The sequence below is a fragment of the Enterococcus sp. AZ191 genome (assembly GCF_051713845.1).
In the GTDB taxonomy this organism is placed as follows: domain Bacteria; phylum Bacillota; class Bacilli; order Lactobacillales; family Enterococcaceae; genus Enterococcus_B; species Enterococcus_B durans.
The window spans coordinates 1-13,622 of sequence record NZ_JBIOQS010000003.1 but is presented as its reverse complement, the minus strand read 5'-3'; the positions used below and the strand labels follow the sequence as shown (position 1 = coordinate 13,622).

Below are 13,622 nucleotides of genomic sequence, written 5' to 3'. Positions count from 1 at the left end.
TCTATGGAAACGACACCAACCAAACGAGTCGCATTGTATATTCGAGTGAGTACCCAAGAACAAGCTTTAGAAGGACATAGTATTCAAGCACAAGAACAAAATGGACGCCAGTTTGCCGAACGGATGGGCTATGAAGTGGTAGAAGTTTATGCCGATGAAGGAATCAGTGGGAAATCCATAAAAAATCGGTTCGCCTATCAACGAATGATGAACGATGCTCGAAACCATCGTTTTGATCTACTAGTGATTTGGAAATTGACCCGTCTTGGACGCAATATGTTAGATGTCTTACAAACCGTCGAGGAACTATTGCGATATGATGTGGGGTTACATTCGATCTCGGAACAATTTGACGTGACCACTTCGACAGGAAAACTGATGTTACAACTCCTTGGGAGTTTCGGTGAATTTGAACGCAACCAAATTGCGGAAAATGTTCAAATGTCAATGCAAAGCTTAGTGAAAGATAAAAAGCGTTATGCAGGAGGACGACGTTTAGGCTATGTCAGCGGTATTGACGCGAATGGTCAAAAACAATTGGTCATTGAACCAGAAGAGGCGAAAATTGTTCGACTGATCTATGCAAAATATTTAGGTGGAGCAGGGTATCGAGCGATTGCCAATTTTTTGAATCGTCAAGGATATAAAACAGTTAAACAGAATGCTTTTTCTACTACGGCAGTCAAAGATATCTTACGCAATAAAATTTATGCAGGGTATTTAGAGTATGGGCGCTATATCAATTGGGAAACTAAACGACGGAAGGGGAAGAATCCGAGACCGATTTTAGTGAAAGGAACCCATGAACCGATTATTTCAGAAGAAGATTATCAAAAAGTACAAGAACGCCTTGCTTTAGAAGGAAAACAACCCAAATGGAACCATACAGGTGAAAATGTATTGACGGGGTTGTTACGTTGTCCAGAATGTGGCGCACCGATGGCAGCGAGTAATGTCACAAATACCCTAAAGGATGGCACAAAGAAACGGATTCGATATTATTCTTGTTCAGTTTTTCGAAATAAGGGAGCAAGTGTGTGTCATGCCAATTCGATTCGTGCCGAACAAGCGGAAACATTTGTCGCCGATCGATTAAAGGAGATCGTTCAGCTACCAGAAGTTCTTCCCCGATTGGTGGCAGCGTTAAATGAAGAAATAGTGCGACAAAGCCAACCATTGGAACAAGAACTCGTGGTATTACTGGAACGAAAGGAAGAATTGAAGACTAAAATTGAAAAATGGGAAGCTGCTTTGGAAGATAGTCCCGAATTGTTTCCGATGTTAAAAGACCGCTTAGACGAATTGACTGAAAAACGCCGACAGTTACACATTCGAGAGAATGAAATCTTAGGTTTTTTTCAACAACAAGGAGAGCCGATTCAAGTCAAAGATGTCCAACGGATATTGACTAGTTTGGATCGCTTTCTTGCCCATAGTGAGAAGAAGCAAGTCAAAGCCTTGTATCGTACCTTTATTGAGAAAATCACCTTTGATCCTAACCATAAGGAGATGTTGGAAATTACGATGAAATTCACGCCTGCCGTGGTACAACAATTGAATGAGCAATATCAAATAGCCGTATCCAAAACAAAGGATACGGCTATTTTTATGTTAAAAACACCCTTTACGTTAACGATCTAGTCTAGGTTATATCAAACAACGTGAGAGGGGCGCTAACGCTTCTCTAGCGATTTGGAATAGTTAGAGGAGTTGTTAGGGAGGTGCGTCTCATCAGCTTTGTTGTTTGAGGAACACCGCTTGAATTATTTCTTTTTTGATGAGATAATCCATCAATGCAGTATTAAACAAATCAGATATTAATATAGTTTGAAATATCTATGTAGAAAGGGATTTTTCGATAGTGGCACAAAAAGTTAATAATAAAAAAAAATTTAAATCTGCTATAAAACTGACTAAAGATGAAATCAAAGAAATTTTATTAACAAAAATAAATGACGAAAAAAACAAAATAATTGAAAGTGAAGAAGACTATCAATTAATAAGTAATGTGAAATATTTGAAAGATAAAGCTAATGTTGTATCTTTGTTTAGTGGTGCAGGAGGACTTGATTTAGGAACAGAATTAGCTGGATTAATTTCTACTGTTGGTTATGATGAAGCAATGGAAATTTTCAATAATAAAGAATTATTTGAAAGAAGAAGAAATGAATCGATTTTCCATATTGGTTATACTAATGATATGTTTAAAGAAGCCAACGAAACGTACAAATTAAATTTTCCTGACGATGTTATCCAACATCAAAAAGACATACGACAAGTGGCACATTTTCCTAAAAATATGTTTATGGTCGGAGGGTTTCCTTGTCCGGGTTTTTCTGAAGCAGGTCCAAGATTAGTTGATGATGAACGAAATTTTTTATATATTCATTTTATTAGAGCATTGATACAAACTCAGCCTAGATTTTTTATTGCTGAGAATGTAAAAGGAATGATGACGTTAGGTCAAGGAGAAGTTTTAAAACAAATTGTAGAAGATTTTTCTAGTGCAGGCTATACTGTTACACCTCATTTAGTAAATGCCAGAGATTATGGCGTTCCTCAAAATAGACAGCGTGTTTTTTTAATAGGTGTTCATAAAGAGATTGAATCGATATTCAATTATCGATATGTTCTTCCCAATCCAACTCACTTTGACCCTAATGATTTAGAGCTGATCGAAGGCAAGGCGTGGGTAACATTGAGACAAGCTATTGGTGATTTGGAAAATAATCCTGGTCCTTATTTTGAAGGTAGTTATTCTACTATATATATGTCAAGAAATAGAAAGAAAAGTTGGGAGGAACAAAGTTTTACTATTCAAGCTAGCGGACGTCAGGCGCCGCAACATCCAGGTGGAGCTCCAATGGAAAAGATAGATAAAAATAAATGGGAGTTTCGCGGAGAAAACAATAGAAGACTTTCAGTAAAAGAAATTCAAAGAATTCAAACTTTTCCAGATTGGTTTGAGTTTTCGGATGGGGATAATGCAAGAATAAGTAGGAATGCACGCTTAGATAAAATATATAAACAAATAGGAAATGCAGTCCCTGTATTATTAGCACAAGCGATAGTTCAACCAATATCTGATTTTATCTATACTAATTTTAAAGTGCTCCAAGAAATGCAAGATAACGTAAAGATTAACTAGTAGACCTTATTAAAGAAATGTCCTTTAATTGAATAAAGGACATTTCTTTAATAAACCAATCTAGTATCTGAAATATCATCTACGAAATTGAAGTCGTAAGGAAATTGTTTGCCTAAGTTATCAAGTGATAAGTCTACTAATTTTTTCATATCATTGCTACGGCTATTGTCTTGTAAGGGATGATCAAATAATATGAAAGGGGTCAACTGATTATTAATATTTTTCCACTCAATACGCACTGCAAGATAACGATTTCCATCTGTTTTATTAACTGGTATACGATAATTATTTGCTGTGAATACTAGGTAAGTGTCAGGAACTTTATAATCAGAAATAGGTATAAGTTGTCGAATAATATCTTCTGTTGACGTAATTTGATCTAACTCAGTAATTAAAAGAAATTCTGCAATACCAGAGTCTATTATTTTTTCACCATTTACATAAGCATGTTTTTTTTCATCTGGTTGATTAGTTCCTTTATATACATAATCTTGTATTTCTTTATCGGATAGTGATATTTTTGATGAGAGATTTCTAGATTTTGTAGTTACTTCTAATTTCCAGCCTAATGTAACAAAAGGTTCTTTTGTTCTACCATAACCATTTGGACCAATTAACTTTGTATTATAAAACTTTTCTTTTATATTTAATGCTGTTTTTTGAACAATATTTGCCCAATCTTTTCCTAAAAGATTTTCGGCACTAATAGGAGTAAATTTGTTTCCTTGAAATTCATTTGTAGAATGAAGTTTACATGATATTTTTAATTCTAAAGATTCGGATGTAAGAGTATTTATTCCCAATACATATACATCAGTTTTACATTCGCCACCTTTTCTTGCTCTAGGTTTACCTACTGTTACTAGTTTATAAAAATTATTATTAAAAGTAAAATGATTTTCTCTTTGAAAAATACTAATGACTTTTTTTTCAAGAACCGAATAATTCATAAATATGTTTTTTCCTTTCAATATTTTCTGTTACTATTATATAAGATAATCAATGAAATTTTGCAGATTATTAAGAAGTTATAATGGTGGCTACGTATGCCTTATTACAGGATCATATGGATTATAAAATATTAATGCATAATCAGTAGTTTGAATTTTTTTGTATAATGACAAATTTTATAGAGAAGAAAGTTTTGTTTATCTTAATTGTCAAATTAAGTTAGACAGATCATCAATACTTACGTAACTCAAAAATACTTCCAAAGGTGTTCGATAATCCAGTGATTTTCTAGGAAGATTATTTCTGCGCCAGCATTTTCTAATGTTTGAATTTGTGTTTTGTAATCTTGGTTGCTTGTGCTAATTCTTGAATAGCCGTATATTGCCAAAATTTCATCACCCTTTCTGGACATAAGTTTCTGACACCAGTTAAAATCAAGTCTATCAGTAACCCATACACCCGTGAGGACGGGTGTATTTTTAATCCCCCTAGAAGGGGTCGACACTCGCTGCCCCTTAAAAGGGGATTTTTAAAAGACCGCCAACTGCTCATCTTCACTCACTTACTTCTCTTTATTTTTTAAATGGTTCTACGTACTCTCTTTTACTTATAATATATCGAATGCGATCATCAGCTTCTTGTTCACGGATGTATTTTTCACTTGTCTTTTGATTCAATCCGACTGTACTCACATAGTATCTCTTCGACCAAAAGGATTTGTTTCCGTATTTATATTTGAGATTTGCGTGCTGCTCGTGGATTAGTACCGCACTACGACCTTTCAGATACCCCATAAAACTGGATATACATATTTTTGGTGGTACTCGAACAAGCATGTGAATATGATCTAGCATTGCATGTGCTTCTATGATTTCCACATCTTTCATTTCGCACAACTTCCTAAGTATTTTTCCAAGATCTTTTCGTAATTGCCTATAGATTACTTTTCGTCGATATTTTGGTGTAAAAATAATATGATACTTACAATTCCAACGAGTATATGCTAAACTTTTATCGTCATTTGACATGAAAAAACTCCTTTCGATCTGATGAGCGGTTGGTAGCCACTCACTAGTATATCGAAAGGAGTTTTTATCGCTAAAGATACTTCTTCCACGCGTAGAAACGCGCGGTTTTCTTGTTTCGCACGCTTTACGCACAAAACTGACTGAAGTCATTAAGAAAATAAAAGGGTCTAAAACTTTTAAGTTTTGTACCGACCCCCAAAAGTTAGACCAAAAAATCTAACTTTTGGAGGTCGGTATTTTTTATAGCTAAGTATACTTTTGAACTTAAATTAAAGATCGTTCATGATTATTTGGATGGTAAAGGCGGAAGTGATTATCTGGCAAAGAAGTATTCCATTAAGGCTCCATCACAAGTGAAGCGCTGGATCAATGCCTATCAAGAATTTGGTGAAGAGGGTCTAGTAAGAAAGCGACAAAAGAAAAAATATTCTGTTCAATTTAAGCTGGATGCGATAGAGTTATATCTAACAAGTGAGCTGTCCTATCGTGAAGTTGCCAACACACTTAACATGAACAACCCTAATTTGATCGCTAGTTGGATGCGTCAATTCCGTGAGGGTGGGATCGATGGACTCTCAAAAACGAAAGGATGTCCACCTATCTTGTCTAAGAAAAATGAACCCAAAAATAAGAAAAAATCTACAACTAAAGCAACGTCTAAAGAACGTGAACGCATCGAGGAGTTGGAGAAACGAGTCCGTTCCCTTCAAATTGAAAATGCCTTTTTAAAAGAATTGAGGAAGCTGCGAAAACAGGAAGCCCAACAACGACGAATGAAGCAATCGCACGAATCATCGCAAGCCTCCGAGGACCGTTTAAATTAGTTGAGCTTCTAGAAACTTTAAAGTTCCCTAAGGCAACCTTTATGTACTGGCAAAAACGATTGGACCGTAAAAATCCAGATCAAGAGATTGAAGCGGAAATGCTTAAAGTTCGGGAGAAGCACAAGGATTATGGCTGTTTACGGATGACCAATGAACTAAGAAACCGCGGTTTCTCTATCAATAAAAAGAAAGTTCAGCGCCTGATCAAGAAGCTAGGAATAAAAGTAACGACATACACACGTAAATCACGGCGCTACAATTCTTATCGAGGACAAGTCGGAGCAGTAGCCAAAAATCGGATCCATCGTCGTTTCTACACCAGTATCTGCTATCAGAAAATCACGACGGATACAACTGAATTTAAATACCATGAAGTGGATGCCAAAGGCATTATCCGTCAAAAGAAATTGTATCTAGATCCTTTTATGGATATGTTCAATAGTGAGATTTTATCCTATCGTATCTCTGAAAAGCCCAATGCATTAGCGGTAATGGAAGGTTTGGAGGAAGCTATCCAGACCACTAACGATTGTCCCTATCGTCGTACGTTTCACTCAGATCAAGGTTGGGCGTATCAAATGAAAGCTTATAGAAACAAATTGAAGGAGTACAAAATCTTTCAAAGCATGTCTCGGAAAGGGAACTGCTTAGATAATTCACTTATGGAGAATTTTTTTGGCTTATTAAAACAAGAGATTTTTCACGGGAAAGTTTATAACTGTTTCGAGGAATTAAAATCAGCCATCGATAGCTATATCTATTACTACAATAATGAACGGATAAAACAGAAATTAAACTGGCAAAGTCCCGTCCAATTTCGTAAAACAACCGTAACAGTTGTGTAAAAATATCATTTTAGAGCATGAAAAAAGGAGTGGATTTCTCCACTCCAAAAAAGTCTAACTTTTGGGGGTCACTACAAGTTGACAACTCCTTTTTGTTTACAAATCAATTGGATATCTACAAATTGTATTTTCTAACGAATTTTATAGACATTAAAAAATTAATTTAACGTTAAATACTTCCTCCAGAAAGTATTGAGATTGGTAAAATATAATCCTTATTTGTCTTTTCGCCTTTAATTTTTTTCAGAAGAATATCAACAATAAGACTTGCAATTTCATCAATTGGTTGTCTGATTGTTGTCAATTGTGGGAAAAATTTCTCAATAAAAGAGGTACCATCGTATCCAATAATTTTTAAATCTTCTGGGATATTAAGTTTAAGTTGATGAGCAATTTTCATAGTGAGAATGGCTGTTAAATCATCAGAAACAAAAATACCATCTGGTTTGTGATTTATAATAGTTGACTTTATTTCCATTTCACGACGGATAGTAGACAGATTATTAGGAATTTTGAAAATTTTTCCATTTGGATTTTGAAAAGAAAAACCTAGTGCACGTAATTCTGTGGGAGAATCCGTGTTATCATTTCCTGTAATCATAATGGTATTTTGACAACCATTTTTTTGTAAAGTCTTAGCTGCAAGTTTTCCCCCTTCAAAGTTATCTGAAGAAACAATGGAAACATTAGGAGCTAAATTTCTATCAAAAGCAACAATAGGTGCTCTCACACGCTCATAATCAGCAATTCCAAGATTATGGCTTGATGAGATTATGCCATCAACTTGGTTGGCTTCAAGCATTTCAATGTATTCTCTCTCTTTAGCAGGATCATTTTGACTATTGCAAATAATTGTTTTATAGCCATGTTTGAATAATTCGATTTCCAGATACTCAATCAGTTCAGAGTAAAAGATATTACTGATATTAGGAAAAATAAGCCCAATAAGTTGGGGTGACTTTCCTTGAAGTCCACGTGCTAGATTATTAGGTTTATAACCAAGAGTTTTCATAGCTTCATGAACTTTTTGTTTTGTTTTTTCCGATAAATATCCCTTATTGTTAATGACGCGTGAAACGGTAGTTGGGCTAACTCCAGCTAGTTCAGCGACATCAGATAATTTTGCTACCATATTAATATTTTAATTCAAAGTATTTTCCAGTCGGTTCACCTGATTTAAGTTGAATACCATTTTGGTGTTTCTCAGGGAATACGCGACTAGTAAATACTTTTTCTCCTTTATTAATAAAAATCTCAATGATTGAATTATCTACAAAAATGTTAGCAATTGTTTCTTTAGTATCAATTGAGCATTCACGAATCGTACCAAAGTCAGTGGCATATTGAATGCCTGCTTTACTGCGATCTAAAATAATTTTTCCTTCTTTGGTATCTACAATCAAGCTAAGTCCATTTCCTTTACTATCAGAGAAAAGAAGTAACTCCGATTTCTGATTTGGAGGAAAAGTTAGTTCAAGCTCATAAGTATTATTTGTTTCTGCTTTTGCTGTAAATTGTTCAGAACTAGCACGTAATGATGTAATAGCTTCTACTGGATATTGGTAAAGTTTACCATCTTTTATTGAAAGTTCTTTTACAAGACTCATTGCTCCCTGATAATCATACTTATCAGTTGGATAATCGATATCAGGTAGTCCAATCCAACTGACAATCAGAGCACGACCATCAGGAGTATTGAATCCTTGAGTCGCATACGCTTCAAATCCATAATCAAGATTTTGAATTTCTGAAGCGCCCACAAGTTTTACTTTTTCTATGTCAAGCGATTGACAGATCTTAAAAGTATTCGGATAGATATTCCCATAATTTAGCTCAGATTTATCCAACCCTTGAGGACAATAAATGAGAACAGGTTTTTTGTCTACAAATACCAGATTTGGACACTCAATCATGTATTCTGAACCAGTGCCGCCAAAATCAAGGTTGCCAACTTCCTCCCATGTTTCCACGTTATTGTCATCCGCTTTGTAAAGTTTGATAAAGCCTGATTTTTCTAAATTTTGTGCTCCAACAATCGCATACAATTGTCCTTCATAATTAAACATTTGTGGATCACGAAAATGATCAGTTACATCAGCAGGTGGATGAATAAGAACATTCTCACCTTTCGTAATGTTGTAGTCTTTATCCATCCATGCTCCGATTTGAAGTGTATCACGTTCCCAATTTTCATTTCGAACGTTCCCTGTATAGAGTAAGAATAGATTCCCCTCTATTTCATATGCAGAACCGGAATAAGCGCCGTGGCTATCTCGTTTTGTGTCTGGAAGAAGTTCTGCTCCTGTTACATGAAAATGAACTAAGTCATCTGATTCAGTGTGCACCCATTCTTTCAAACCATGAGCAGCTCCAAATGGCCAATTTTGATAAAAAAGCGTATATTTTCCGTTAAAAAAAGAAAAACCATTAGGATCGTTTAACAATCCTGTTTTAGGTTCGATATGATAGCTAGCACGCCAAGGTGATCGTTTTACATTATCCTTAACTTTATCCATCTCATCTTTAGTCCAATCAGAATAAGCACGATATCGTATTTCTCGAGGTAAGTTCATATTTTACTCCTTCAATTTATCTTTTTACAACTAGTATGGTAAACGTTTTCCGTTGAAAAATCAATCATTTCATTTAAAAAAATAAATTATATGACAAACGTTTGACATATTTTTAAGATATGCTAAAATAAATTTGCATTTCAGTGAACCGTTTTCACGCAAAAATAAAAAAGGAGTGATTCGAATGAATTACAGTAAAGTAGCTTCCGACGTAATACAAGCGGTCGGAAAAGATAACCTTATTGCAGCTGCACACTGCGCTACACGTCTTCGTCTCGTACTAAAAGATGACACGAAAGTGAATCAAAAAGCTTTAGACGAAAATCCAGATGTGAAAGGCACATTTAAAATTGATGGGCAATATCAAGTGATTATCGGTGCAGGTGATGTTAATTTCGTTTATGACGAACTTATCAAAAAAACTGGACTTTCGGAAATTTCAACAGATGATTTAAAACAAATTGCTAGTAAAGATAAAAAATTCAACCCCATTATGGCATTAATTAAATTATTATCAGATATTTTTGTTCCAATTATACCTGCCCTTGTTGCAGGTGGTTTATTAATGGCATTACAAAACTTTTTAACAGCTGCTGGACTTTTTGGACCAAAATCAATTGAAGAAATGTATCCTGCGATTGAAGGTATTTCCTCAATGATCCAACTGATGTCCGCTGCACCATTTATGTTTTTGCCTATTCTAGTTGGTATTTCCGCTGCTAAACGTTTTGGAGCCAACCAGTTCCTTGGTGCTGCAATTGGAATGATTATGACAACACCACAACTTGGTGGTTCTATGGAATATTGGAATATATTTGGTTATCATGTCTCACAAACTAGCTATGCTTATCAAGTCATTCCTGTGTTAGCAGCTGTTTGGCTATTATCAGTACTGGAAAAGTTTTTTCACAAAAAACTTCCATCATCCGTTGACTTTACATTTACCCCCTTATTATCTGTAATCATTACCGGCTTTCTAACCTTCACAGTCATCGGCCCTGTCATGTTATTGCTTTCTAACGGGATTACAGATGCGATCGTTTGGCTATATAATGCAACCGGATTTATTGGAATGGGTATTTTTGGTGGAACTTACTCGTTAATCGTTATGACAGGTCTTCATCAATCATTTCCTGCAATTGAAACGCAGTTACTTTCAGCATGGACTAATGGTATTGGACATGGAGACTTTATATTTGTAGTTGCTTCTATGGCGAACGTTGCCCAAGGTGCTGCAACATTTGCTATCTGGTTCTTGACTAAAAATGCTAAAACAAAAAGTCTTGCTTCCTCTGCAGGGGTATCAGCTCTTCTTGGAATTACTGAACCAGCTCTGTTTGGTGTCAATTTAAAATATCGTTTCCCATTTTTCTGTGCTTTAATTGGTTCCGGAGTTGCCGCTGCAGTAGCAGGTCTACTGAAAGTAGTTGCTGTATCACTTGGTTCAGCAGGTTTTCTTGGATTTCTTTCAATTAATGCAACATCTATTCCATTTTACGTATTGTGTGAATTGATTAGCTTTGTAGTTGCTTTTGCAATTACTTACTTCTACGGTAAAACAAAAGCTGCTGGTATCTTTAAAGCAGAAGAAATTGCTGAACAAACACCAGTTAATTCTTCAAAAGTAGCAACAACAGATCCAATATCTACTGATGTTGAATCAACACAAACAAAAGTTTCATCAGAAACAATTGTTAGTCCCATTTCTGGTAAAGTGATTAGTCTTTCTTCAGTAAATGATCCAGTCTTTTCATCAGAAGCTATGGGAAAAGGGATTGCCATTAAACCAAATGGAAACACGGTCCATTCTCCAGTAGATGGTACTATTCAACTCACGTTTGAAACTGGACATGCTTATGGTATTAAATCAAATAATGGTGCTGAAGTTCTAATTCATATTGGTATTGATACTGTATCAATGGGAGGAAAAGGATTTACACAAAAAGTTACTACTAATCAAAAAGTTAGAAAAGGCGATATTCTTGGAGCATTTGACCGTTCAATGATTGAGAAAGAAGGTCTTGATGATACAACAATGATTATTGTGACCAATACTTCGGATTATTCAGAAGTAAATATAGTAGCTGAAAATACAGTCACTGAGGGTACTGATTTACTTGAAATCAAATAAATATATTTCCCTGAGTAAAGATGGAATTTTCTTTCCAAAATCAAATAATATAGATTAATCAAATATTTGAGAATAACATTTTATTTAATCTTTTCATATATCAATTGTATGAAAAATTATTAGAATTTTAAAAAATGATAAAAATTCAAAAAGAAAAAATAGTAGTTATTTACTTGTCATGTTACTAAATAAAAAAATAATTTAAATATGATATATAGTCATTTATTTAGTGATTTCATTCTAAAATAAAGGGAGAAATGTCTATGCTATACGGTGCAATTGAAGCAGGCGGCACAAAATTTGTGTGTGCCATTGGCGATGAAGAAATGACGATCAAGGAAAGAGTGAGCTTTCCGACAACGACACCTGAGGAAACAATGCCTTTAGTCATTGACTTCTTCAAACAATACCAAGCAGATTTAGCAGGGATTGGGATTGGCTCATTTGGGCCTATCGATATCCATCGCGATTCTGCCACTTATGGGTACATTACCTCGACCCCGAAATTGGCATGGCAAAATTTTGATTTCATCGGTACCATGAAAAAAGAATTTCCGATCCCGATTTCTTGGACAACAGATGTCAATGCGGCTGCCTATGGTGAGTATGTCTTCGGCAGTGGCAAAGGATTGAGCAGTGTCGTTTACTATACGATCGGTACGGGTGTTGGCGGCGGTGCCTTACAAGAAGGGCGCTTTATCGAAGGGTTTAGTCATCCAGAAATGGGGCATATGCTCGTCGTCTCTCATCCAAAAGATGACTTTGCTGGCAGCTGTCCATTTCATGGCAACTGTTTAGAAGGGATGGCCGCTGGACCCGCCATCGAAAAACGCTTAGGGAAAAAAGGACAAGAGGTTGCAGAAGATGATCCTTATTGGGAAATCGAAGCCTCCTATATTGCTCAATGTGCCTACAATACAACCTTGATGTTTTCTCCAGATGTGATCATTTTTGGCGGTGGTGTGATGAAACAACGCCATATGCTGCAAAACGTCCACGACGCATTTGCAAAATTGGTCAATGGGTATGTCGAAACACCTGAGTTAAGCAAATATATCGTGACCCCAGCATTAGAAGACAACGCTGGAACGCTCGGTTGTTTGGCATTGGCTCGAGAAGCGGTCTTACATTCATAAACGAAAAAAGGCTCTTCGACATTTAGTGTTGGTAGAGAAAGATACAACTGAAAATTTAGTCATAACCAGTTAGGCAGAGTGCTTAACTGGTTTTTGTTTTACTTGGAAGATCAAGCCTTGAATGAGATAAATTCTTGCTCGAAAGTTATGGAAATTTCGATAGCCGTAGGCCACTTGTATTGTGCAATAGTTTTTTACAAAAAAAAGGGGGTGCGGATATTTTTTTGGACCTTTTTAACAAATATATCTTTGCTTCTTCCGATATTGAAGAGGGCTTAGCCCTCCTAAAGATAACTTAATTCGTTGATTATTATACCAATGAATATAATCATCCAATTTGTTTATAAACTGATTGATTGTTGTATTCTTCCAGTCACGTTGATAAAACATCTCGTTTTTTAATCGTCCAAAGGGTTCTGTTGCAAAGTTTTAAATAAAGAATAAAATCCCTTACGGTATCTATGATTTAAGCTGGGATTCCCAATAATACCTTGATTTCAGTACAGACCGAAAACCCGAAGAGAGTGCCTTCTTTTCGGGTTTTCTTATATAATCCTCGAATGGCTTCCATGCCTTTAATCGTGGTAGAGGCAGTGCGTAAACTTCGATAGAATTTATTGCGTCTCTTTACTGGACGATGGTCTTGTTCAATCAAATTATTCAGGTATTTAATGGTACGATGTTCTGTCCCTTGATAAAAGCCGTATTCTTTTAGTTTCTTAAAGGCACTTGTAATAGAGGGGGCTTTATCTGTGACTACAACCTTCGGTTCATCAAACTGCTTCACTAACCGCTTAAGAAAAGCATAGGCTGCTTGTGTGTCCCGTTTTTTACGTAACCAAATATCCAAGGTTAAACCATCTGCATCGATGGCTCGATACAAATAATGCCATTTTCCTTTAATTTTGATGTACGTTTCATCCATTTTCCATGAATAAAAGGATTTTTTATTTTTCTTTTTCCAAATTTGATAGAGTAGTTTGCCA

Annotated in this window: 9 protein-coding genes and 3 pseudogenes; 5 read left to right on the top strand and 7 right to left on the bottom strand. The window is 35.5% G+C overall.

The annotated features are described in order from the left end of the window. Positions 1 to 3: 3 nt before the first annotated feature. Positions 4 to 1,641, top strand: a complete 1,638-nt coding sequence (locus tag IGI47_RS13605; protein WP_438784515.1) for a recombinase family protein — start codon at positions 4 to 6, stop codon at positions 1,639 to 1,641. A gap of 220 nt (positions 1,642 to 1,861) precedes the next feature. Beyond that, on the top strand, positions 1,862 to 3,148 hold the full coding sequence (locus IGI47_RS13600; protein WP_242623578.1) for a DNA cytosine methyltransferase: 1,287 nt from the start codon (positions 1,862 to 1,864) through the stop codon (positions 3,146 to 3,148). 47 nt (positions 3,149 to 3,195) lie between these two features. Here IGI47_RS13600 and IGI47_RS13595 read toward each other — a convergent pair whose 3' ends face one another. From IGI47_RS13595 to tnpA, 3 genes and pseudogenes are all read right to left on the bottom strand, one after another. Beyond that, the gene (locus tag IGI47_RS13595) at positions 3,196 to 4,098 is read right to left on the bottom strand and encodes a hypothetical protein (protein ID WP_438784514.1); all 903 of its coding nucleotides are present in this window, start codon (positions 4,096 to 4,098) and stop codon (positions 3,196 to 3,198) included. Between the two features lie 210 nt (positions 4,099 to 4,308). Then, positions 4,309 to 4,407: pseudogene (locus tag IGI47_RS13590) on the bottom strand (IS30 family transposase); the annotation flags it as partial. A gap of 264 nt (positions 4,408 to 4,671) precedes the next feature. Continuing rightward, positions 4,672 to 5,127, bottom strand: a complete 456-nt coding sequence (gene tnpA, locus IGI47_RS13585) for an IS200/IS605 family transposase (RefSeq protein WP_438784513.1) — start codon at positions 5,125 to 5,127, stop codon at positions 4,672 to 4,674. 242 nt (positions 5,128 to 5,369) lie between these two features. Between tnpA and IGI47_RS13580 the strand changes: the two are divergent. Continuing rightward, positions 5,370 to 6,796, top strand: a pseudogene (locus IGI47_RS13580) (IS3 family transposase). A gap of 169 nt (positions 6,797 to 6,965) precedes the next feature. Here IGI47_RS13580 and IGI47_RS13575 read toward each other — a convergent pair. Together IGI47_RS13575 and IGI47_RS13570 are read right to left on the bottom strand one after the other, a co-directional pair. Beyond that, positions 6,966 to 7,928: a LacI family DNA-binding transcriptional regulator gene (locus IGI47_RS13575; protein WP_438784512.1), complete on the bottom strand. Its 963-nt coding sequence runs from the start codon at positions 7,926 to 7,928 to the stop codon at positions 6,966 to 6,968. A 1-nt stretch (position 7,929) separates the two neighbouring features. Beyond that, entirely contained in the window at positions 7,930 to 9,369 is a 1,440-nt protein-coding gene (locus IGI47_RS13570; RefSeq protein WP_081128709.1) for a sucrose-6-phosphate hydrolase, read from the bottom strand. A 184-nt stretch (positions 9,370 to 9,553) separates the two neighbouring features. Here IGI47_RS13570 and IGI47_RS13565 point away from each other — a divergent pair, with 184 nt between their 5' ends. Both IGI47_RS13565 and scrK read left to right on the top strand, forming a co-directional pair. Beyond that, positions 9,554 to 11,500, top strand: coding sequence for a sucrose-specific PTS transporter subunit IIBC (locus IGI47_RS13565; protein WP_438784511.1), 1,947 nt, complete (start codon positions 9,554 to 9,556; stop codon positions 11,498 to 11,500). A gap of 263 nt (positions 11,501 to 11,763) precedes the next feature. Continuing rightward, positions 11,764 to 12,636: a fructokinase ScrK gene (scrK, locus tag IGI47_RS13560; protein ID WP_438784510.1), complete on the top strand. Its 873-nt coding sequence runs from the start codon at positions 11,764 to 11,766 to the stop codon at positions 12,634 to 12,636. Between the two features lie 234 nt (positions 12,637 to 12,870). On the opposite strand, the pseudogene IGI47_RS13555 reads toward scrK, so the two are convergent. Both IGI47_RS13555 and IGI47_RS13550 read right to left on the bottom strand, forming a co-directional pair. Next, positions 12,871 to 13,047 (bottom strand): annotated as a pseudogene (locus IGI47_RS13555) (IS3 family transposase); the annotation flags it as partial. Between the two features lie 55 nt (positions 13,048 to 13,102). After that, a partial coding sequence (locus IGI47_RS13550) for an IS6-like element IS1216 family transposase (protein ID WP_267648479.1) occupies positions 13,103 to 13,622 on the bottom strand: 520 nt, incomplete at its 5' end.

Bases quoted from the DNA above. Each gene is read 5' to 3' on its own strand.
- IGI47_RS13605 (WP_438784515.1), top strand. From the start codon at position 4: ATGGAAACGACACCAACCAAACGAGTCGCATTGTATATTCGAGTGAGT.
- IGI47_RS13595 (WP_438784514.1), bottom strand. From the start codon at position 4,098: ATGAATTATTCGGTTCTTGAAAAAAAAGTCATTAGTATTTTTCAAAGA.
- tnpA (WP_438784513.1), bottom strand. From the start codon at position 5,127: ATGTCAAATGACGATAAAAGTTTAGCATATACTCGTTGGAATTGTAAG.
- IGI47_RS13575 (WP_438784512.1), bottom strand. From the start codon at position 7,928: ATGGTAGCAAAATTATCTGATGTCGCTGAACTAGCTGGAGTTAGCCCA.
- IGI47_RS13570 (WP_081128709.1), bottom strand. From the start codon at position 9,369: ATGAACTTACCTCGAGAAATACGATATCGTGCTTATTCTGATTGGACT.
- IGI47_RS13565 (WP_438784511.1), top strand. From the start codon at position 9,554: ATGAATTACAGTAAAGTAGCTTCCGACGTAATACAAGCGGTCGGAAAA.
- scrK (WP_438784510.1), top strand. From the start codon at position 11,764: ATGCTATACGGTGCAATTGAAGCAGGCGGCACAAAATTTGTGTGTGCC.